Source organism: Vibrio sp. R10-SF1-ISO8, assembly GCF_059833805.1.
Map to the genome: position 1 here is coordinate 145,463 of NZ_JCBDHL010000018.1, position 22,322 is coordinate 167,784.

The 22,322-nt window shown below is 44.3% G+C and carries 22 protein-coding genes; 12 read left to right on the forward strand and 10 right to left on the reverse strand.

All coding sequences use genetic code 11. The features are described 5' to 3' along the window. Positions 1 to 4 precede the first annotated feature (4 nt). Complete coding sequence (torC, locus tag AC6R00_RS13985; protein ID WP_272786751.1) at positions 5 to 1,189, reverse strand: pentaheme c-type cytochrome TorC; 1,185 nt, start codon at positions 1,187 to 1,189, stop codon at positions 5 to 7. Between the two features lie 50 nt (positions 1,190 to 1,239). Beyond that, complete coding sequence (torE, locus tag AC6R00_RS13990; RefSeq protein ID WP_004744302.1) at positions 1,240 to 1,419, reverse strand: trimethylamine N-oxide reductase system protein TorE; 180 nt, start codon at positions 1,417 to 1,419, stop codon at positions 1,240 to 1,242. A 440-nt stretch (positions 1,420 to 1,859) separates the two neighbouring features. On the opposite strand from torE, the gene AC6R00_RS13995 reads away from it, so the two are divergent. Then, positions 1,860 to 2,654, forward strand: coding sequence for an ABC transporter permease (locus AC6R00_RS13995; protein WP_500640797.1), 795 nt, complete (start codon positions 1,860 to 1,862; stop codon positions 2,652 to 2,654). 216 nt (positions 2,655 to 2,870) lie between these two features. Further along, entirely contained in the window at positions 2,871 to 3,011 is a 141-nt protein-coding gene (locus tag AC6R00_RS14000) for a hypothetical protein (RefSeq protein ID WP_239855279.1), read from the forward strand. 43 nt (positions 3,012 to 3,054) lie between these two features. Here the strand turns inward: AC6R00_RS14000 and focA are convergent, their stop codons facing one another. Beyond that, positions 3,055 to 3,900, reverse strand: coding sequence for a formate transporter FocA (gene focA, locus AC6R00_RS14005; RefSeq protein WP_239855281.1), 846 nt, complete (start codon positions 3,898 to 3,900; stop codon positions 3,055 to 3,057). Positions 3,901 to 4,401: 501 nt separating this feature from the next. Here focA and AC6R00_RS14010 point away from each other — a divergent pair. Then, positions 4,402 to 4,635: a TIGR02647 family protein gene (locus AC6R00_RS14010; protein WP_004744307.1), complete on the forward strand. Its 234-nt coding sequence runs from the start codon at positions 4,402 to 4,404 to the stop codon at positions 4,633 to 4,635. On the opposite strand, the gene AC6R00_RS14015 is transcribed toward AC6R00_RS14010, so the two are convergent. Continuing rightward, a complete protein-coding gene (locus AC6R00_RS14015) occupies positions 4,628 to 5,407 on the reverse strand; it encodes a substrate-binding periplasmic protein (RefSeq protein WP_500640798.1) in 780 nt (259 codons plus the stop codon). The two genes, AC6R00_RS14010 and AC6R00_RS14015, sit on opposite strands and share 8 nt — an antisense overlap. 66 nt (positions 5,408 to 5,473) lie before the next feature. Beyond that, a complete protein-coding gene (locus AC6R00_RS14020; protein ID WP_500640799.1) occupies positions 5,474 to 5,893 on the reverse strand; it encodes a PACE efflux transporter in 420 nt (139 codons plus the stop codon). Between the two features lie 89 nt (positions 5,894 to 5,982). Between AC6R00_RS14020 and AC6R00_RS14025 the strand changes: the two genes are divergently transcribed. The 3 genes from AC6R00_RS14025 to AC6R00_RS14035 are packed head-to-tail and all read left to right on the forward strand — an operon-like array spanning position 5,983 to position 8,344. Next, on the forward strand, positions 5,983 to 6,873 hold the full coding sequence (locus AC6R00_RS14025) for a LysR family transcriptional regulator (protein ID WP_500640800.1): 891 nt from the start codon (positions 5,983 to 5,985) through the stop codon (positions 6,871 to 6,873). Next, a complete protein-coding gene (locus AC6R00_RS14030; RefSeq protein WP_500640801.1) occupies positions 6,870 to 7,691 on the forward strand; it encodes an NAD(P)H-binding protein in 822 nt (273 codons plus the stop codon). Before AC6R00_RS14025 ends, AC6R00_RS14030 begins: the two co-directional genes overlap by 4 nt. Positions 7,692 to 7,708: 17 nt before the next feature. Then, complete coding sequence (locus AC6R00_RS14035) at positions 7,709 to 8,344, forward strand: YdcF family protein (RefSeq protein WP_500640802.1); 636 nt, start codon at positions 7,709 to 7,711, stop codon at positions 8,342 to 8,344. A gap of 79 nt (positions 8,345 to 8,423) precedes the next feature. On the opposite strand, the gene clpA is transcribed toward AC6R00_RS14035, so the two are convergent. Continuing rightward, positions 8,424 to 10,694, reverse strand: a complete 2,271-nt coding sequence (gene clpA, locus AC6R00_RS14040) for an ATP-dependent Clp protease ATP-binding subunit ClpA (protein WP_004744314.1) — start codon at positions 10,692 to 10,694, stop codon at positions 8,424 to 8,426. A 42-nt stretch (positions 10,695 to 10,736) separates the two neighbouring features. Further along, complete coding sequence (clpS, locus tag AC6R00_RS14045) at positions 10,737 to 11,057, reverse strand: ATP-dependent Clp protease adapter ClpS (RefSeq protein ID WP_004744315.1); 321 nt, start codon at positions 11,055 to 11,057, stop codon at positions 10,737 to 10,739. Between the two features lie 464 nt (positions 11,058 to 11,521). Here clpS and cspD point away from each other — a divergent pair, with 464 nt between their 5' ends. After that, the gene (gene cspD, locus AC6R00_RS14050; protein ID WP_004744316.1) at positions 11,522 to 11,743 is read left to right on the forward strand and encodes a cold shock domain-containing protein CspD; all 222 of its coding nucleotides are present in this window, start codon (positions 11,522 to 11,524) and stop codon (positions 11,741 to 11,743) included. An 86-nt stretch (positions 11,744 to 11,829) separates the two neighbouring features. On the opposite strand, the gene AC6R00_RS14055 is transcribed toward cspD, so the two are convergent. Beyond that, complete coding sequence (locus AC6R00_RS14055) at positions 11,830 to 14,055, reverse strand: NADP-dependent isocitrate dehydrogenase (RefSeq protein ID WP_494505261.1); 2,226 nt, start codon at positions 14,053 to 14,055, stop codon at positions 11,830 to 11,832. Between the two features lie 558 nt (positions 14,056 to 14,613). On the opposite strand from AC6R00_RS14055, the gene AC6R00_RS14060 reads away from it, so the two are divergent. Next, positions 14,614 to 15,306: a pseudouridine synthase gene (locus AC6R00_RS14060; protein WP_500640803.1), complete on the forward strand. Its 693-nt coding sequence runs from the start codon at positions 14,614 to 14,616 to the stop codon at positions 15,304 to 15,306. Positions 15,307 to 15,324: 18 nt separating this feature from the next. On the opposite strand, the gene AC6R00_RS14065 is transcribed toward AC6R00_RS14060, so the two are convergent. Together AC6R00_RS14065 and aspS are read right to left on the reverse strand one after the other, a co-directional pair. After that, positions 15,325 to 16,359, reverse strand: a complete 1,035-nt coding sequence (locus tag AC6R00_RS14065) for a GGDEF domain-containing protein (protein ID WP_500640804.1) — start codon at positions 16,357 to 16,359, stop codon at positions 15,325 to 15,327. 127 nt (positions 16,360 to 16,486) lie between these two features. Further along, positions 16,487 to 18,265 carry an aspartate--tRNA ligase gene (gene aspS / locus AC6R00_RS14070; protein WP_500640805.1) on the reverse strand — a complete coding sequence of 593 codons (1,779 nt, stop codon included), beginning with the start codon at positions 18,263 to 18,265 and terminating at the stop codon, positions 16,487 to 16,489. A gap of 275 nt (positions 18,266 to 18,540) precedes the next feature. Between aspS and AC6R00_RS14075 the strand changes: the two genes are divergently transcribed. From AC6R00_RS14075 to AC6R00_RS14090, 4 genes are all read left to right on the forward strand, one after another. After that, positions 18,541 to 19,407, forward strand: a complete 867-nt coding sequence (locus tag AC6R00_RS14075) for a DUF72 domain-containing protein (RefSeq protein WP_500640806.1) — start codon at positions 18,541 to 18,543, stop codon at positions 19,405 to 19,407. A gap of 108 nt (positions 19,408 to 19,515) precedes the next feature. Then, complete coding sequence (gene cmoA / locus AC6R00_RS14080; RefSeq protein ID WP_500640807.1) at positions 19,516 to 20,253, forward strand: carboxy-S-adenosyl-L-methionine synthase CmoA; 738 nt, start codon at positions 19,516 to 19,518, stop codon at positions 20,251 to 20,253. Between the two features lie 120 nt (positions 20,254 to 20,373). Next, entirely contained in the window at positions 20,374 to 21,345 is a 972-nt protein-coding gene (gene cmoB / locus AC6R00_RS14085; protein ID WP_500640808.1) for a tRNA 5-methoxyuridine(34)/uridine 5-oxyacetic acid(34) synthase CmoB, read from the forward strand. Between the two features lie 227 nt (positions 21,346 to 21,572). Beyond that, positions 21,573 to 22,316, forward strand: coding sequence for an ATP-dependent zinc protease family protein (locus tag AC6R00_RS14090; RefSeq protein WP_239826190.1), 744 nt, complete (start codon positions 21,573 to 21,575; stop codon positions 22,314 to 22,316). The last annotated feature ends 6 nt before the right edge of the window (positions 22,317 to 22,322 follow it).

Consider the following 22,322-nt stretch of genomic DNA (forward strand, 5'->3'; position numbering starts at 1 on the left):
CTTATTAGTGGTGGCCTTCAGCATAATCTGAAGAGTGCTTCTGTAGGTACTTCAAGATCAGTGCTTCACTATCTGTATCTAGGTTAACGAACGCAAGCATACCGTCGAACATACCTGGCCAAGTGTTCGCATCGAAGTGCGCTTCATCTGGTTGGGTGTGACATACAGAACAGTTTGTCTTATACGCTTCTTTCGATTTTTCCCAAACTGGAGTGATGTCGTTCAACATTGACTCTTTCTTCAGCCATACTGTTGCTGCCACTTTCTCCCATGGAAGACCTGTCAGCTCATCCACTTTCTTCTCGCCAGTCGTCACAATGCTATCGTCTGTTGATGCTTCTTTAAGAAGAGACGCAACAGCAATGTTTTTACCAAAGTCTTCTTGGATTACACGACCAAAGCCTTTTGCTTTACGCCAGCCGTCGATTTCGATTGAAACAAATTCGCCTTTCTCTTCCAGTACTTTTACTGAAGAAGCTGGATTTAGAAGACCGGCTTCTTTTTGACCTTCAGCGTCAAAGTAAATAGGTAGGTGACGCACGCTCACTAGTGTTTGGCCTGCCGCATAGCTAGTGTTAGAAGCTAGAGATTCTAGATCGCCAACGATACCACCAATGCTATCCATACCAGCAGGCAGTTTGTGGGCAATACCTTTGTGACAGTCAACACAGCTCTGATCTTTTTCTGCCGCTTGCTTCATCTGGATACGAGCCGTTGGAGACATTTGCTCGAAGTCCATCGATTCATAGTTGTGACAGTTTTTACACTCTAGGGATTTGTTTGCTGAGAAACGATCCCATTCATGTTTAGCAAGCTCGATACGACGCTCTTCAAACACACCTGGTTCATCATAGTTACCAAATACTTGTGCGAATACTTCTTTAGAAGCCTGCATCTTACGTGCAATTTTGTCTGTCCAGTTATGAGGAACGTGACAGTCAGGACAAGTCGCGCGCACACCAGAGTGGTTTTTCCAGTGAACGGTTTCTTGTAGCTCAACGTATACATTGTCACGCATGGTGTGACAGCTGATACAGAACTCTTCAGTATTTGTTGCTTCTAGTGCAGTGTTGAAACCACCCCAGAAGATAACACCCGCGATAAAGCCGCCCATCGTCAGCACACCTAGGCTGATATGAACCGCTGGGCGCGTCATGGTGCGCCACAGTTTAACAATCAATGATTTCATGGTTTGCTCTCTTAAAATTTTTATAAAAATGTGGAATTGAGCTCAATGGCTTACATGCCATGGGCCCCAGGTGGTCCCATTACGAATACTTGAAGCATCCATACTAGGAATCCGTAGCCACCTACGAATGCCACACTTAAAACTGGGAAGAGAACAACCGCGATGAAGAGGAATGACTTCCACTCCAGAGAGCGTTTTTCACCACTCTCGATTTTGTTAACATCACTCATACATTTGCCTATTTTGTATCTAGTGTTTTTGGTTAGCTCTTGTCATCGAGCCAATTATTTTTCTATCTCTAAGAAGAAATGTTAGACCATACTAATCGTAGGGTTCAATCAAATCCGCCCTTTCCAGCCTTGTTATTCAACACTTTTTTGAGCTCATCCAGAGATGTGTTTGATCGTGTTTTTATATATAAATTTGCCACTAAATATGATTAATTGTTAACGGAAACAAGCCGGTAAAATTCAACCACCTTACGCAACATTTCAATGACAAAAGAAAACATCTACCACTTTAGAGGCACACATATTACGTGGTAATTCTAGTTCAAATGTAACTAATTTGTTACAACTTACGGCGATTTAGTCAATCGTGCTCGGCCTTCGAGATGGGGTGACTGAACAACAAATTCGCGTACAATATGCGGTGTTCGTGAGGGGGATATATGGATAGTGTGGTAGATATTTCTTGGTCAGTATTGGCACTGTTTTTTAGCCTACTCGTTATACCGCTGCTAATAAGCCAACACTACAAACTCAAGATCGGCAACGAAATCATTGCAAGTGTCTCTCGAATGACACTGCAATTGCTCATGGTCGGTTTCTATCTGCAATACCTTTTTCAATTGAATAGCTTAGCCATCAATGCACTTTGGCTGTTGTTAATGACATTGATCGGTGCCAGCGCTATTGTCGGTAAAGCTAGATTGCCCAAGAAAGCCCTGTTGCTGCCAGTCACAATCGCCCTAACCGCTGGGCTATTCCCTATGCTTACGATTATCTCAGTGCTTGTGATTCAACCACAACCCCTATATAGCGCCCAATATATGATCCCATTGGCAGGGATGCTGCTGGGCAACTCTATGAGTGGTAATATTGTCGCACTGCAGAACGTATTTACCGCATTAGATGAGAGAAAAAGTGAATACGAGGCCGCTATCTCACTCGGAGCCTCTCCTAAATATGCCACGCTACCTTTTGTGCAAGAGGCGATGCGACGATCACTCGCTCCTACTCTAGCCACAATGAGCACAACGGGATTAGTTACCTTGCCAGGCATGATGACTGGACAAATTTTAGGCGGAGCAAGCCCACTAGTCGCTATCAAATATCAGATTCTGATTATGGTGGCTATTCTGGTGATGATGTCTCTCTCTGTCATGCTCTCTTTACAACTGACAATCACGAAATGCATTAATAACGAAGGAAGAGTGCTGGTTAAGATCAAAGCAAACGAATGATCTTTAAGCGTCGATCCGCCACCCACAAGATCTTATCCACAGATTCTGTGGATAACCGTGGTGATACCTAGGAAACAACTGGTCTAGCCAGAGTTCAAGTAAAATCTCGATAAAAATTTTCTTTGCATTCATACGCATATAATTTAATTCGAATAGCGTAATAAAACTGTCATTCAAAGCGTCTAGGTTCAAACTAGCTAACCTAAGGAGGGCGTTATGCTAAACCTAACCAAGACTCATTGTGCGGATGTTGCAGAGATAGAACTGAGCAACGCCCAAGATTGGCTGATCGACGAACCAGAGCAGATAGTCGCGATAGAAGAGATTTTTAGTGCTGAAGTGGATAGCTGGCATTAAAAAGGCCCACGTCTAGTGAGCCTTCAAATAAGTAAAGAATGAGCTAGTCGCGCAGGTAGATGAGCCAGTACCACATGCCAACGAAGACACCACCACCGATGATATTGCCAAGTGTCACTGGGATTAGGTTATTGGTAATAAAGTCGATCATATTTAGGTCGGCGTAATCGGCAATGTTTGCACCTGTCATCTGCCAGAATTCCGCTGGGGCAAAATTCTTGATCCCAATAGCCATAGGCACTTGGAACATGTTAGCGATACAGTGTTCAAAGCCTGCGGAAACAAACATGGCAACTGGCAGGATCATCACCGCGATTTTGTCAGTTAGCGTACGGCCACTGAAAGTCATCCACACCGCGATACATACTAGAACATTACACATGACGCCAAGCGCAACCGCAGAAAGGAAGGTGTGATGTAGTTTGTGCTGAGAGATCGCCATTGCATTCAAACCGACTTGGCCATGATCGAACATGTATTGCTTAGTCAGAAGCATACAGATGACCAACAACAAGGCTCCAACTAAGTTACCGGCGTACACGACTGCCCAGTGCTTAAACAGCATCTTCCAAGAGATTTTGCCACTTGCGCGCGCGACTAAAGTTAGCACCGAGCTAGTAAACAATTCTCCGCCTGTCACGACCACTAGAATCAGCCCTAAACTAAAAGCTAACCCACCAAGTAGTCGAGTAATTCCCCAAGGTAAATCGCCGGCACCCGTGGTTACAATCGTATAGAAGACGAAAGCGATACCAATGTGGATGCCTGCTGAGATAGCTAAAAGAAAGGATTTAACCGGATCTTTGGTTGCTTTGCCTACGCCGATTTCAGCAGCACGCTCAGCCATTTGCGGTGGAAGTAGAGAATCAAACTGGTGGTTTAAGTTCATCATGGGTGAAACATTTTGCAACAAGTGGATTAATGGAGGCGGATAATTACTCGATTTTTATCCAAATTCAAGCGTTAATTAACCTTACATAGCAAAATGTTATTAGTTCAAAGAAAACTCCCACCAAACTCTAAAAATCAACGACTAAAAATCTCTAAATTAGTTTTCAGAAATGAACAAACAATTTATTTATATCAATAAGTTAATAAGCCATTCAACGTCCATTTTTTGATCTCATACGACTTTAGTCTTATTTTTCATATTAATCGCTATTATTATTCATTATCGGCATTACGACATACTCCACGTGCTACTAACCAACAAAAACAGACAAGAATCTTTGATTCTGATCTATTCACAATGCGATTGGACAACTCCTAATCAATCCTAGCGATTCCTGTAGCGAAAGTAAGGCTTAGCTAACACTTCTCAACTCGTAACATTGCCGATTTGTAACTTCATGATTAAGTTGAAATCAGTACTTTCGAAAAGGATTCAAATATGAAATTTACGCCTGAACATATGTCTGAACTAAACCTATTACTCCAGTTTGACATCAGCAGCGCTGCGACGGGTATTAAGGTTCATCATGAAGCGACTGAAGAGATGCAGGCGGCAGTTCAACGCCTTTACGAAAAAGGGTTATGTACTTTGCCTGACGGTGGGTATCTGACTGATGAAGGTATCGAAATGGCGGAACACGCTGATAAAGCACTAAGAGTCCTTTCTAGTTAGCGCGATAAGGCACAATAGGAGAATTGATGCCTTTGATTGTCGAGAGGTAACGGTTGTATCTCTCGACAATAGAGGAAAGATCAATTTTCTTTAACCCCTCATTAAATACATCGCGCCAGTTGTGTCCCTCTGGTGTGTTTTTGAATGCCAAATACAGCTCTTTGCTCTCAAGCAAGCGGCTGTTCATTTTAACCCGATTACCTAGCATATCCGCTCTAGGATCAATGCCAATGAGATAATCGAGTACATTTGAATCGATGACTGCAGCATCGAGGCGACCTTTAGCCACTTTATAAATGTTGCGAATATCGTTAGCTGATGCTTCCACCTGAATCATTCCTTCTTCAACTAGCAAGTCAAACTCAGCCGTATTCACATATCCTTGGACGACACCAATCCGATATAAGGTTAGATCTTCCAAAGAGCTCCACTCAATCGGAAACTTGATGTTCTCAACCAGCCCTAACGGCCCACTGCCAATAGAGTCTGAGAAAACAAACTCGTCTGTTTTAAAGTAATATTCTGGAAAGTAACCAACATACTTATCGCTTTTGCTGGCAAGCGCAACAGCACGTACCCAAGGTTTAAATTCGATAATAAGCTCGTAGCCCATTGCTGCAAACGCTTCGCGCGCGACGGAAACAGATAAACCATACCCTTCGAGTTCTTCTCCTGAATATGGGGGCCACTCGAGCGAAGTCATATACACTCGCTGAGTCGCCCCACTAGGAAATACGCTGATAATGAGTACTACCGCTAACAACCACTTCATGCTCACCTCTAACTTGCAGGCAGACACCACCTACATAGTTAATAATAGGCACAGTGGTTTATTTATCTAGGCGCGTTCAAAGCACCATTTGTATGGTTGAAGACGATCGTAGAGCCAGTTGAAACCGGTCGCGTAAAAGAAAAAGAACACGAGAAATCCCGCTTCTAGCATAAGTGCTTGGAAGTAAGTGATATTTAAGAACCAAGCTATCGTCGGTAAGGTAATAAAAATTAATCCGCCCTCAAAACCGACCGTATGCCAAATACGGGTTGATAGTGAGCGCTCTGCTCTAGGCGTTTGGCATAGACGGTCAAAGCCAATGTTATAAAAATAGTTCCACACTACCGTAAACAAACTCAACCCGACGCCAACCACTACCAACTCACTCGCCCCTTTGCCTGAAAACATAGACGCTATTGGAATAATGAGTGCTAAAGCAATCAGCTCGAAAAACAGTGCGTGGAAGATACGTTCTTTAGTTTGCATAATATTTTCTCTCTTTAATCACAAACAGTGGGCGTATATTCATCTATAATCAAGATACTTAAAAGTTAGATACCATTAGTAAAAACGATATGTTTAGTATTGAGCAGTTAGAGGCTTTTGTTGCCACCGTTGAAACGGGCTCCTTCTCAGCAGCCGCACGAAAGTCGGGAAAAGTTCAATCCGCCATCAGCCAGCATATTATGAATCTAGAGCTTGATTGTGGTGTTGAACTGTTTAACCGAGATGGACGCTACCCCGCGTTAACCGAAGAAGGTATAAAGCTGCTTCCTCATGCCAACGCCACACTAAAGCAGCATAAGCGATTGGTAGAGTGCTCAGCCTCACTGTTTAAAGACGAGGAATCGAGCATCAGCATTGCCATCGATGAAGGGATACCACTAGACAATTTTTCTCAGTCACTTGAGACTGTGTCATGCTCTTTTCCTAACCTTAAAGTGGAAATACTAGTTGCCTCAAGTATCGACATTATTGATCTTGTTGCAGAAAAACGAGTGACAACTGGTATTGTTTTTTCTGAGATAGAGCTTCCACCGAATATTGATTTTGAATCCGTTGGACATATCGAATTTGACCTCTACGTTGGTCAGACACATCCCCTTGCAAATCAACTCTCTGAGAACATCGACCAATTGTTGCTTCATAGGCAATTGTTGTTACGCTCTAGAAATGCCAAAGTAAGTGGATTCCAGCAAGCTCATAGTCCAGAACTGTGGTACGCAGATAGCTATTACGTCTTATTGGAATTAATCAGCAAAGGCTTTGGGTGGGGATTCTTACCTACACATATCGCTTCTGCGTATGAGGACAATGGCAAAATTACCAGAATCCCCATTCGTTATGAACAGCTATGCTGGCAAGCGAATGTCGATGTAATACAACATCAAGGCTACGGCTTTAAGCCGATACATCAACTGTTACGCAGTGAACTGCGTAAGCTACTATCAAGGGCGCAACAATGAAAACACTCTCAATTGTCGGAGGCGGTTGGCTTGGAAAGCCTTTAGCCCAGTATTTAACGTCTATTGGTCATAAAGTGTATGTGAGTAAAACTACCTCTGAGGGTGTTGCAACGCTACAACAAGACGGGCTTGATAGTTTTAAATGCGATCTCAATAGTGGTGGAGAAGAACTTGGTCGCCATCTGACACATTTCCCAAGCGAGATCGTCATTGGGTGCTTCCCTCCTGGGTTTCGTAAAGGCGGTGGACAGCAATACGTCAACCAATGGAAAGCGCTAATTGAAGCGGCTAAACAAAATGGTGTCTCTCGCGTAATCATGGTCAGTTCAACCACCGTCTACCCTAGCCTCGCCACTGACATGACCGAAGAAGACGCCTCGCTTGCTATCGCTGAGGGAAATACTGATTTTAGCGACAACGCCACGATTATGCTTCAAGCCGAGGACGCTTTGATTAGTTCAGGGATGAAGTTTGCCATTGTGCGATGTAGCGGATTGGTTGGCCCAGACCGTCACCCTTCAAGATTTGCTAGCAGACTAAAACAAGTCAGCGAGCTTGCCCCTGCCAACATGATTCACTTGCAAGATGCGATTGGTGCGGTAAGTTTTATGGCTTTGAATAATACATCTGAAGTCGTTAACGCGACGACGCCTAACACGGTGAGTAAAGCAGAGTTTTATCAAGCGGCTTTAAATAGTGTCGAGTCAACTGAACCTCTACCACCCGTTACCCAGCATCCTGACAAGAAAATTATCGCCAATAAGTTGGTAAGTCTAGGTTACCGATTCCACTACCAACACACATTAGAGTTGGTTTAACCACCAAAGGGCAAGTTATGAGCCAGCTAAAACTATATCAACACATCGAGCGACTTTGGTCTTACATGCAGCTTAATCACTCGCTAAAAAAATCTGACTGTATCTTTGTTTTGGGTAGCAACGACATAAGAGTCGCCGAACATGCCGCTCAATTGTTTCTGGAAGGATGGGCCAAAAAGCTTGTTTTCTCAGGAGGTATCGGTCGCCTTACCGAAGGTGTGTTTGAATCATCGGAAGCACAAACCTTTGCTAACGTGGCGCGCGATATGGGTGTGCCTGCGGACAGTATCCTTATCGAGGACAAGGCGACTAACACCGGCGAGAATGTACAGCTTACCTATCAGCTAATGAAGCAATCAGGTGAAGATTTTAAGTCGTTCATTTTGGTCCAGAAGCCCTATATGGAAAGGCGTACATACGCAACGTTTGCCAAACAATGGCCAGTCTCATATCAACACGTTTGCGTTACGTCGCCAAAGACTTCATTCTGTGACTACTTCAATGATGATATCGATTTAGACATGACGGTCACAGCAATGCTTGGGGATTTTGAACGTATCAAAACCTATCCTGACCTTGGATTCCAAACCGAGCAGACTGTTCCTTTAGAGATGGATGAATCATATACCATACTAAAAAGCGTATTTTGTTAGGCTCTCTCCAGATATCTAAAGTTACACAAATAAAAAACCGGAGCAGTTGCTCCGGCTTAAGTTTACCTATCTAAGATGGTTAATGAATGGCGGCTTCTTTCTCGCTTAAGTATTTAAACTTGAGCTCATCGCCTTTAAGATCAACTTTCACCGTACCACCGTCAACCAAAGAACCAAACAGTAGTTCGTTGGCTAAAGGCTTTTTAACCTGATCTTGAATTACTCTACCCATTGGGCGAGCACCCATCGCCTTGTCATAGCCTTTCAGCGCTAACCAGTGACGAGCATCATCTGATACTTCAAGCGACACACCACGTACATCAAGCTGAGCTTGCAGCTCTACGATAAACTTATCGACAACTTGGTGGATTACATGTTCATCTAAGCTGTTGAACCAGATGATGTTATCAAGACGGTTACGGAACTCAGGGGTAAATACCTTCTTGATTTCAGACATAGCATCGTGACTGTGATCTTGTTGGATCAAGCCGATCGATTTCTTCTCTGTCATCTGAACGCCCGCGTTAGTCGTCATCACGACGATAACGTTACGGAAGTCCGCTTTACGGCCGTTGTTGTCAGTCAGTGTACCGTTGTCCATCACCTGCAATAACAGATTAAAGATATCTGGGTGAGCTTTCTCAATCTCATCAAGTAACACGACAGAGTGAGGATGCTTGATAACCGCATCAGTAAGCAGACCACCTTGGTCATAACCAACATAACCAGGAGGCGCACCAATCAAGCGGCTGACAGAGTGACGCTCACCATACTCAGACATATCGAAGCGAAGTAGTTCGATGCCTAATAGCTTAGAAAGCTGCACGGTGACTTCTGTTTTACCCACCCCTGTAGGGCCTGCAAATAAGAATGAACCTACCGGTTTATTGTCCGCGCCAAGGCCCGCACGAGTCAGCTTGATCGCTTCACTGAGCACATCAATCGCATCGTCTTGACCAAACACCAACATCTTCATCTTCTCATCTAGATTTTGCAGAATCTCTTTATCTGATGATGAAACAGACTTCTCTGGGATACGAGCCATTTTAGCGACCATCGCCTCAATATCGGCTACGCCAACTGTTTTCTTACGACGACTGGCTGGTGCTAGACGACTACGCGCACCCGCTTCATCAATCACATCGATCGCTTTATCAGGTAAGTGGCGTTCATTGATGTATTTGGCAGAAAGCTCAACCGCAGCACGAAGCGCTTTATTGGTGTAACGCACTTCATGGTGAGCTTCATACTTAGGTTTCAGGCCAATTAAGATCTTAGTGGTGTCATCTAGAGATGGCTCAACGATATCAATCTTCTGGAAGCGTCGAGACAGCGCGCGCTCTTTCTCAAAGATGTTGCTGTACTCTTGATAAGTTGTCGAACCGATACAGCGTAACTTACCGCTACTCAGTAGAGGTTTAATTAAGTTGGCAGCATCAACTTGACCACCAGAAGCCGCACCGGCACCGATAATGGTGTGGATCTCGTCGATAAATAGAATCGCATCTTCTTCTTTTTCAAGCTGCTTCAAAATGGCCTTAAAGCGTTTCTCGAAATCACCACGATATTTAGTGCCCGCAAGAAGTGAACCGATATCTAACGAGTAGATAACGCTATCTGCGATAATATCTGGAACTTGACCTTCAACAATTCTCCAAGCAAGACCTTCTGCGATCGCCGTTTTACCGACACCGGCTTCACCAACAAGAAGCGGGTTATTTTTACGGCGGCGACATAATACTTGGATAGTGCGCTCTAACTCTTTGTCACGACCAATCAGTGGGTCGATCTGGCCTTGTTTAGCGAGCTGATTCAAGTTGGTTGCGAAGCTTTCTAGACGTTCTTCTGAACCAGTTTCTTCAACGCTCTCACTACCAAAGGAATCTGAAGAAGAAGGCTCGTCGCCTGAGCTAGAGGCTTTGGTAATACCATGAGAAATAAAGTTAACAATATCTAAGCGACTGATATCATTTTTCTTAAGAAGGTAAGCCGCATGAGACTCTTGTTCACTAAAAATAGCCACCAGCACATTTGCACCTGTGACTTCACTGCGTCCTGATGACTGAACATGGAACACAGCTCTTTGCAAAACGCGTTGGAAACTCAAAGTGGGTTGCGTTTCGCGAGTTTCGTCGTTTTCTGGGATAAGAGGTGTAGTTTGATCAATGAATACATCGAGTTCACCGCGAAGGGCCTCGATATCTGCCTGACACGCTTGCAGGGCCTCTCGCGCAGCATCGTTTTCTAGCAATGCTAACAGGAGGTGCTCGACGGTCATAAACTCATGTCTTTTGTCTCTAGCGCGAGCAAATGCGCCGTTCAGACTCGACTCCAATTCTTTATTCAGCATAAGTACCTCCTTTAAGAACAACTTAGGTTGCTCGAACAAGCGTTATGCTTGTTCCATTGTACAAAGCAAAGGATGCTCATTCTCTTTCGAATACATAGTAACTTGCGCTACCTTCGTCTCAGCAACTTCTGCAGTATACGTGCCACAAATTGCCTTGCCTTCATAATGCACCTTGAGCATCACTTGTGTCGCCTTGTCGATATCCATAGAAAAAAAGCGCTCTAGGATTTCAATCACAAAGTCCATCGGAGTGTAATCATCGTTATTTAACACGACGTTATACATAGATGGTGGCTTAACTTTTGTTTTTTCTAACTCCAGCAGATCGGATCCGGGAGTGACCCATTCAAAATGTTTGCTCATGACTCATCGTTGTTAATGTTTTTGTCTCTGTTAATTTTACCACTTCATGGAGCGAAAGTTTTGAATTTAGTTCTTACTATTTAGAACAAAATACTTCTAAAAAATTTTGTCCTTACTTAGAGACTAATGCAGCAATTGAGTCGCTGCAAATAAAAGATTTCACTTATCGGAAGAGCTGTATCTAATTGATTAAAAAGAAACCAAAAACCATTCACAGCGTCTATACTTGAGCTCAAATGAGTAGTTTGCAAGTTGCAAAAATGTAAATCTCAAAAGTGATTTGTTTGCAAATATGTAGACTATAATACCTTTTTCCTATTGACTGTGACCAATCATTGGCTACATTGGTCAAATAGTGACTAAAAATTTGGCAGCGGCTGAATGATAATTCACTTTCTGTTTACAAGGATTCAATGTAAGCACTTAAACAACATCAGTAACAATATGCATGAGGGATGTATAGCATGGCTACAGGTACAGTAAAATGGTTTAACAACGCCAAAGGATTTGGTTTTATTTGTCCAGAAGGAGAAGATGGTGATGTGTTCGCGCACTACTCCACCATTAAAATGGACGGTTATCGTACTCTGAAAGCTGGCCAACAAGTGAGTTTTGAAGTGGAAGAAGGACCTAAAGGCTATCACGCTAGCTCTGTGGTTCCGGTTGAGGCTCAACCAGCAAAATAACCGCTGCCCAACTTAAACAAAGTTTAAATCGTTTAAAAACTAAAAAACCCGCCATTTGGCGGGTTTAGTTATTTATGTAGCTTGGATTAGCCGTTGATAACACCATTGAGTGTCGCACTCGGACGCATCAGAGGCGCAGCCTTATCAAACTCAGGTGCGTAGTAACCACCTAGTTCACCCGCAACACCTTGTGCGCCATTTAGCTCTGCAACAATCTTCTCTTCGTTTGAAGAGAGTGCTTGTGCAATCGGAGCAAACTCAGCAGCGAGATCAGCATCCGTTGTTTGAGCTGCAAGCGCTTGTGCCCAGTATGTTGCTAGGTAGTAGTGGCTACCACGGTTATCTAGCTCACCCACACGGCGTGATGGCGACTTGTTATTGTCTAAGAAGTCACCCGTCGCTTTATCTAGTGCGTCAGCCAAAACTTGCGCTTTCGCGTTACCAGTTACTGTGCTTAGATGCTCTAGAGAAGCCGCTAGCGCTAGGAACTCGCCTAAAGAGTCCCAACGTAGGTGGTTTTCTTTTTCAACCTGCTGAACGTGCTTAGGTGCAGAGCCACCAGCGCCTGTTTCAAATAGGCCGCCACCATTCATTAGTGGCACAATCGATAGCATCTTAGCCGAAGTACCAAGCTCAAGAATTGGGAACAAGTCAGTTAGGTAGTCACGTAGTACGTTACCTGTTACTGAAATTGTATCCTGACCTTGTTTGATTCGAACAAGTGAGAACTGACACGCTTCTAGTGGTGCTAGGATCTTAATCTCTAGACCAGAAGTATCGTGGTTCGGTAAGTAGGCATTCACTTTCTTGATAAGCTGAGCATCGTGTGCGCGGTTTTCATCTAACCAGAATACTGCTGGTACACCTGTCGCACGAGCGCGAGTTACCGCTAGTTTCACCCAATCTTGAATCGGAGCGTCTTTAACCTGACACATACGGAAGATATCGCCTTCCTCAACAGATTGCTCAAGCAGCACCGCACCAGAAGCGTCAACCACTCGAACAGTGCCCGCCGTATCTAGAATGAATGTCTTGTCGTGTGAGCCGTACTCTTCTGCTTTCTGAGCCATTAGGCCCACATTCGGTACACTACCCATAGTAGTAGGATCGAACGCACCGTTTTCTTTACAGAAGTCGATAACTGCTTGATAGATACCCGCGTAGCTACGATCAGGGATCATCGCTTTGGTATCTTTCTGCTTGCCATCTGGGCCCCACATTTGACCAGATGAACGCAGCATTGCAGGCATAGAAGCGTCAACAATGATGTCACTTGGTACGTGTAGGTTGGTGATACCACGGTCTGAATCAACCATTGCTAGCGGTGGCTGAGTTTCGTATACCGCCTGTAGTGCAGCTTCGATCTCTTCTTTTTGAGCAGCAGGAAGTGCTTGAATCTTAGCGTAAACGTCACCAATACCGTTGTTGACATCGACACCTAGCTTCTCGAATACATCACCGTATTTCGCGAAAACGTCTTTGTAGTAAACCTTAACCGCGTGACCAAAGATCACTGGGTCAGATACTTTCATCATGGTCGCTTTCATATGCAGAGACAGCAGAACGTCTTGCTCTTTTGCTTCGGCAATTTGTGCTTCGAAGAACTCAACCAGTGCTTTCTTGTTCATTACTGAACAATCGATGATCTCTTTATCTTGAAGTGGGAAAGCGCCTTTAAGCTCTTTTACTGCGCCGTCGGCTGCAACAAACTCAATTTTTACCTCTGTTGCACCTTCTACTGTGTGCGATTTTTCGCTACCGAAGAAATCGTTACCAGACATGCTAGAAACATGTGACTTAGAGTCCGCAGACCATGCACCCATTGAGTGTGGGTTCTTCTTCGCATAGTTCTTTACAGATAATGGAGCACGACGGTCAGAGTTACCTTCACGTAGAACTGGGTTTACTGCACTACCTTTGATCTTGTCGTACGTCGCTTTAATCGCTTCTTCTTCGTACGTGCTTGGCTCTTCAGGGTAGTTAGGTAGGTTGTAACCTTTGTCTTGTAGCTCTTTGATCGCTGCTTTCAACTGAGGAATTGACGCTGAAATGTTTGGCAGCTTAATGATGTTTGCTTCTGGTGTTTTTGCCAGTTCGCCTAGCTCAGCTAGTGCATCACCAATGCGTTGCTCGTCTGTTAGGTGCTCTGGGAAGTTTGCAATAATACGCCCAGCTAGAGAGATATCACGAGTGTCGACATTGATTCCTGAAGAAGCAGTAAACGATTGAATAATCGGTAGTAGTGAGTAGGTTGCTAGCGCAGGTGCTTCATCAGTAATAGTGTAAATAATTGTAGGTTTTTCTGTAGGCATGAAATTTCCCTATTGTTCTAACCGGACCTGTTGAGTGTAGGTCCTATGTGTGTGTCCGCTAACAAGTTATGAATAATCCCCTCACTTGTTGCGATTTGTCCGTCTCTTTTTGTTTTCGTCACTTAGTCAGTGACATCCTTGAGAGCGATCAGGGTCTGTTAACCTTTTGAGGTTAAATTTTGTTCGAGATAAAAGCGTTTTAGTCGCGGCGAGAGGTTTGCCGCCTAATCACTCTAAGCAAAATACCTCTTAACAAAGAATAAAACGCTTTTAGCCGAACCCTTCGGGCAGCGTTTGTGGCTCCTTTCTACTGCGTTATCGGCTTATCAGGTAGAACAACTACATTTCAAAACCTCTGCCTTGTATAAAGCACCCACAAACTGCTGCAAAAGTCATCTCAAAAGGTCAACAGACCCTCAATATAATTAAACAAAATTGAAAGAATAGTCTATTATCTTGTTCGCCAATCCTGTTTTCGGGCGCGCAAATGGTAGCTTATTCCGCATCCCGTTAAAAGTTTTACCCACACTTCGTTTACATTTTTGCAAGGTAGTTAACATGTCGCCACGTTCACAACGTGACTCTAAACCCTCTTCACCACGTCGCGGGAATTCCGGTTTTAAACGTCCCTCTTCAGCGAAAGGAGTGAATAAACATTCCTCGAAAAATCGTAGAAAACCGACGAACACTAAACCCAAGATCGCACCTGAAAATCGTAAGGTCATCGTGTTCAATAAGCCTTATGACACTCTAAGCCAGTTCACTGATGGTGATGGCAGAAAAACCTTGGCCGACTTTATTACCGTCAAAGATGTTTACGCCGCAGGTAGGCTTGATAGAGATAGCGAAGGCCTATTAGTTCTAACCAATGATGGCATCTTGCAAGCCAAACTGACGCAACCTAAATCTAAATCACCAAAGACATACTGGGTGCAAGTTGACGGCGCGCCATCAGAGGCGGATTTAGACAAGCTCCGTAAAGGTGTTGAACTAAAGGATGGCATGACACTTCCGGCGAAAGTTGAAGTGATGGAAGAACCTCAAGTGTGGGAGCGTAACCCGCCAGTTCGCTTCAGAGCCAACATTCCAACCACATGGCTATCAATTACCATTATTGAAGGCCGTAACCGCCAAGTGCGCCGCATGACCGCTAATATTGGCTTCCCTACCCTTCGTCTGATTCGCTATTCGATGGGTGATGTGACGCTAGGTGACTTACAGCCAGGTGAGTGGAGACAAATTCAAGTGTAGCTGCTGTATTGACATGGTTTAGTTCAGCGGCTCCCCTTGATAGTAAGTGCATTTCTTACCTGCTTTTTTAGCAAGGTAGAGATCTTTATCGGCCAGTGACAGCGTTTTATCTAAACCTTGAGACTGAGAGAACTGTTCGATCCCAGCGCTAAAAGTGACATTTAATTCAATACCTTGAAAATAGATTTCACGTTCCATCACACAGTCTTGTAAGTGAATGATTATTCGTGATAATCCTTTCTCCCGGACACTTTTCGCATTTAAAATGACGACGAACTCCTCTCCGCCCATACGGTAGACTTGTTGATTGCCAACAAAACTAGCAAGACGCTCTACAACCTGTTTAAGCACTTCGTCCCCGGCAGCGTGTCCGTAACTGTCATTGATGACTTTAAAGTCATCAATATCGAGAGTTAGAAGAAAGCTTCCTTCTAACTGCTCTGCTCGTTGATCAAATGTCGTAACGAGCGACAAACGATTTTGAGCCCCCGTCAAAGCATCTTGATGTGCCAGAGAGTTGAGCCGTTCGACTCCTTTAACCCGACTATCTTCATAAACGTGTGAAATAGTCCAAACAAAAATATAGGCTAGTACAAAGTTAAGCATTACCGCAGATCGCACCAGAACCGACTCTTCCAATGCAAAGTGCAAAGCCACTAACTCCAAAGATAAGCAAGTTAAACTCCAGTAGAACCCCATCCTCAGCCCAAGAGCAAGATAAAATACGGTAGGTAGCACAACGGCCCAGAGATACAGTGAGCTTTCAACCCGACTGACGAGCGTTCCAAAACAGATCAAAAAAGTTAAAACAACGCAGTGGAAAACCAGGAACCAGCTAGGTTGCTCACGTCGCCAAACGTAAAACAGCATCGTAAAAGAAGCAGCGAAATAAACCAATTCTATAATACCCAACACTTTCGCTCTTGAGCCAAAGTAGAAGACATTGGTTATTCCAAACAGCAAAGCAGCTAAGCCTAATACAACACACATACCTATCAATACTTTGCGTCTAAGTTGATGTGTGGCATTGTGCTGAATTAGTGGGTTACTCATGATTTTATTGATACCTCATTGGTGTTATGTCCCTTTTAACACAGCGGCAACAAATATTCATGATATCAATAATAAAAAAGCCGCTTATTTCAAAGCGGCTTAAGTAATAGTTGATTTAGCTCGAAAGTTACTGTGCGTCTTTCTCTTTTGCAGCAGTTACCGCGATTGCTAACTCTTCAAGCGCAGCTGGGTTAGCAACACTTGGTGCGTCTGTTAGTAGACACGCAGCTGCTGTTGTTTTAGGGAACGCGATAACATCACGGATGTTCTCTGTACCACATAGCAGCATCACTAGACGGTCAAGACCAAATGCTAGACCCGCGTGAGGAGGCGTACCAAACTTCAGTGCATCCAGTAGGAAACCAAACTTAAGCTGCTGCTCTTCTGCATCGATACCTAGAATGTCGAACACAGCTGCTTGCATCTCTGCATTGTGGATACGAACCGAACCACCACCAACTTCATAGCCGTTTAGAACCATGTCGTATGCGTTTGAGTTTGCTGCTGCTGGGTTTGCTTTTAGCTCTTCTGCATTCACGCCTAGAGGTGACGTGAATGGGTGGTGCATTGCATGAAGGTTGCCTTCGTCATCTTCTTCGAACATTGGGAAGTCAACAACCCATAGCGGTGCCCATGCGTTTTCGTCTGTTAGCTCTAGATCTTTACCTAGTTTCAGACGTAGCGCACCCATTGCTTCTGCAACTGTGTTCGCTTTGTCTGCGCCGAATAGGATGATGTCACCTGTCTCAGCTTGAGTGCGATCTAGAATGCCGTTGATAACGTCTTCATTTAGGAATTTAGCCACTGGAGATTGGATACCTTCCATACCTGCAGCGCGGTCATTAACCTTCATCCAAGCAAGACCTTTCGCACCGTAGATACCTACGAACTCACCGTAGCTGTCAATTTGCTTACGAGTTAGCTTAGCACCACCTGGTACGCGGATTACTGCAACACGACCTTTTTCATCGTTTGCAGGTCCTGAGAATACTTTGAATTCTACGTCTTTTACTAGGTCAGCAACATCAACTAGCTCTAGTGGGTTACGTAGGTCTGGCTTATCGCTACCGAAACGACGGATCGCTTCAGAGAATGGCATTACTGGGAAATCACCCAGGTCTACATTCAGTAGCTCTTGCCACATATCGCGAACCATCTTCTCAGTGGTTGCACGAACTTCGTCAGCCGTCATGAATGATGTTTCGATATCGATCTGAGTGAATTCTGGCTGACGGTCAGCACGTAAGTCTTCATCACGGAAACACTTAACGATTTGGTAGTAACGGTCAAAGCCAGACATCATTAGCAGCTGTTTGAATAGCTGCGGAGACTGTGGAAGTGCGTAGAAGCTACCTTTGTGAACACGGCTTGGTACCAAGTAGTCACGTGCACCTTCAGGCGTCGCTTTAGTCAGTACTGGCGTTTCAATATCTAGGAAACCATTGTCATCTAGGAAACGACGAACAAAGCTAGAAGCTTTAGCACGCAGCTTGATGCGATCGCTCATTTCAGGGCGACGCAGGTCTAGGTAACGATACTTTAGACGCTGCTCTTCAGAGTTCTTCTGGTTGAAGTCTAGTGGTAGAACGTCTGCGCGGTTGATGATCTCAAGACCTTTAGCGATGATCTCAACTTCACCCGTTGCCATATCTTTGTTTACTTGGCTATCTGGGCGAACACGTACTTCACCAGTTAGCTTGATACAGAATTCATTACGCAGCGTGTTAGCCACTTCGTACGCATCAGCCATATCTGGATCGACAACAACCTGAACAACGCCTTCACGATCTCGCATATCGATAAAAATAAGACCGCCTAAATCACGACGACGGTTAACCCAGCCGCAAAGTTCTACAGTTTGTCCTGCAAGGGACTTGTTCAGGTGACCACAGTAATGGGTACGCATAATGAATTTCCCAATCTCTTAAAATTTGTTGATTACTATCTATCGGTGTTAAGTTTACCGATAGAGCAAAGTTCCATTTATACGCTGAAAGTGGGTCGAGATCGACTACCTAGCGTACAATTTATTGCGATTTATCATCTATTGATGCTTTTTAAACCAACAAAGGCGTAAAACAGCAGCAATATGAAAAAATTGGCGCTGATTATAGCCCTAATCTGGGTGGTTCGGCAAAACTCTCATTCAACCGATTCAAACTAGAGAATGTAGCAGCGAATATGGACAGTTTACCCATCAGGCTCGGGCTCACTATGTGGTCACACAACAATTGGCAACAGAGCTTTTATGGCAGTGGCACCAAGCCCAATGAAAGATTGGAAAAATACGCCAGTGTCTTTCACACGGTTGAAGGAAACACTACCTTTTACGCCACGCCAAACAGTGTCACGGTCAACAACTGGCGCGCGGCAACGCATGATGATTTTCGGTTTACCTTCAAACTGCCGCAAAGCATCACTCACCAGCAAATGCTGCGTGGGTGTCAGGCGGAGCTAAAAAGCTTTATGGCGATTATGGAGCCACTGCATGAGCGTATCGGTCAGTGGACAATCCAACTACCAGCGGCCTTTGGCCCCGAACACCTAGAAAACCTCAAACAATTTTGCGCTCTGTTTCCACCTCACTACCCTATCGGTATTGAAGTTCGCCATCCTGCCTTTTTTGCCAAAGGCGATGCCGAAAAAGCGCTCAATGCTTGGCTCATTGAGCAAGGCTACGATCGCATCATCATGGACAGTCGCCCTGTCTTTGCTGCTAAGCCAGATAATGAAGCCATTATCGACGCTCAGCAAAAGAAACCAAAAGTGCCCGTTCATGCCATCGCGACAGCAGACAATCCTATGATTCGTTTTATCGGCCACCCTCAGGAAGAGAAAAACTACGACTTCTTTACCCCTTGGCTAAGCAAGATTCCACAGTGGATTGAACAAGGTAAACAGCCTTATGTGATGATTCATACAGCGGATAATATCGTGGCTCCCGAACTTGCCGCTAATCTCTATAAACAGTTGCAAATTAAAGTAAAACTACCCGACTTAAATGACTTTCCTACCGCAGATGGCAACACCCAGATACAGATGTTTTAGCACATATATACCCAATACATGACAGAGGCGCGAAATTCACATAAAATACGCGCCTTTTTAATGGCTGTAGACTTGAGATGTCAGCATCTCACGTGAGAGAACTGAGTTATGAACCCTAAGAGCAATCCAGATACTATTTTTTCGGCTCCAATCGATAAAATTGGGGATTTCACCTTCGATGAACGTGTTGCGGAAGTTTTTCCAGACATGATTCAGCGCTCAGTCCCTGGCTACAGCAATATTATTTCTGCTATCGGCATGCTGGCAGAACGCTTTGTAAAGCCGCATTCCAATATCTATGACTTAGGCTGTTCTCTTGGGGCTGCGACACTTTCCATGCGTCGTCACATCAATCAAGAAGGCTGTCAGATTATCGCCGTCGATAACTCTTCAGCGATGGTAGAGCGATGCAAGCTGCACGTTAACGCTTATCGTAGCGATACGCCTGTTAATGTCGTCGAAGCAGACATTCGCGATATCGAAATCGACAATGCTTCTGTGGTCGTACTTAACTTTACTCTCCAGTTCTTATCACCAGAAGATCGCTACACCTTGCTCGAAAAGATCTACGCAGGTCTTCGCCCTGGTGGGATCTTGATTCTTTCAGAGAAGTTTGTTTTTGAAGATGAAGCATCAAATGAACTGCTGATCGATTTACATCACGACTTTAAACGAGCCAATGGCTATAGCGAACTAGAAATCAGCCAAAAGCGCAGCGCAATTGAAAATGTGATGCGTCCAGACTCTAAAAAGGAGCACAAAGAGCGCTTCGCGAAGATCGGCTTTAGCAGTTACGATGTCTGGTTCCAATGCTTTAACTTTGGTTCGATGTTCGCGATAAAATAGCGAGAAGCGAGAAGCGAGAAGCGAGAAGCGAGAAGCGAGAAGCGAGAAGCGAGAAGCGAGAGAAGTGTTGGTTAACGCTCTTCTCGTGTCAAATTATCAATTTATTATCAGTGAAAAACTATGTTTAACTTTGCCAATTTTTATCAGTTAATTGCCTCAGACACACGTCTTCAACCTTGGCTGAATGTCTTACCTCAACAGCTAACCGATTGGCAAAATGCAGAACATGGTGATTTTGGTCGCTGGTTAAAAGCGCTCAATAAAATCCCAGAAGGTCACCCAGACCAAATCGATATTAAAAATGCGGTTGTGCTTGCTAACGATACCCCTTTTCATAGCGGCGAGCTAAAAAAGCTCGAAAATCTCCTGCGCACGTTCCATCCTTGGCGCAAAGGCCCGTACACGGTTCATGGTATTCATATTGATACTGAGTGGCGCAGTGACTGGAAGTGGGATCGAGTGCTACCCCATATTTCTCCACTAAAAAACCGCAGCGTGTTGGATGTTGGCTGTGGTAATGGCTACCACATGTGGCGGATGTTAGGTGAAGGCGCTCGATTAACAGTGGGCATTGATCCTTCGCACCTGTTTTTGATCCAATTCGAAGCCATTCGTAAATTAATGGGCGGTGACCAGCGCGCACATTTGTTGCCACTTGGCATCGAGCAACTACCTAAGCTCGAAGCGTTCGATACCGTGTTTAGCATGGGTGTGCTTTACCACCGCTGTTCACCGCTTGATCATCTTATCCAGCTTAAAAATCAGTTGGTCTCTGGGGGCGAACTGGTACTTGAAACATTGGTTATTGAAGGGGATGAAACTTCAGTGCTTGTTCCAGTGGACCGTTATGCTCAAATGCGCAACGTCTACTTCTTCCCGTCAGCGAAAGCACTCAAAGTCTGGCTAGAAAATGTTGGCTTTGAAAATGTGCGGATTGTGGATGAAAACGTAACAACCACAGGCGAACAACGAACGACTGAGTGGATGACACACAATTCACTACCGGACTACTTAGATCCAAACGACCCAACAAAAACAGTCGAAGGTCACCCTGCTCCTCGCCGAGCGGTATTAGTAGCAACTAAGCCATAAAATAGTCGCGAATTGACAGAGAGTTAACTCAACTCACACGGGAAATCATTTCGCAGACACGCAATCCCCAATACAATACCAAGGATGCCTCGCATCCTTGTTTTTACGCGTATTCCTCTTTAAATTGTTTTATTGAGAATCTGACACAATTCGCTGCTTGTTTGTGACAAATTTATTACGCTAAACTTCTTATTTATCTATTGTTTTAATTACTTTCAGGTTTATCAATGTTGACAAGATTTACCCCAATCGTGGCACTTATGTTACTGTCTGGTTGTACACTTACAAATAGTGAGCAATACCACCAAGAAACGTTAGCCGCAATTCAAGCTTCAGAAACAAATCTAACCAACCAATATACAAACCTAAACTTACAGTTAAGCAATCAGTCTGACTATATAGAAAGCCTAGAAAACCAAGTTAATGAGCTTGAGAAACAACTCGTAGCATTCAAAACTGAAGCTTTAGAAGAAGTGCGCAAAAAGCCAGACCCAGTAGTCATCCCTGCTGCTGCACCTGTTGAGGCGACACCAAGCCATGAAATCGTGTTAGGTGAAGTTGAGAAAGTCACCATTGACTCAATCAAACAGTCTTTTGATGCCCGAGTCGATACAGGCGCGGCAACGTCATCACTCAACGCTGTCGATATCGAGCAATTTGAGCGCAATGGCAAAAATTGGGTTCGTTTCCACCTCTCGGATGGAGAGAAGGAACTCAACGACACAAACTGGATCGAAGCACCAATAATCCGCTTTGTAAAAATCCGTCAATCAACCAATGAAGAAGTCGAACGTCGCGCGGTTGTTGAATTGTGGGTCAAACTCGGAAAAATCCATGAAAAAGCGCAATTTACCTTGGCAGATCGCTCGCAAATGAGTCATCCTGTACTCTTAGGTCGCGAGTTTATCCGTGATATCGCAGTGGTTGATGTAAGTAAAAAGTACATACACACGGAAGTTCCTCAGAAATAATAAGGT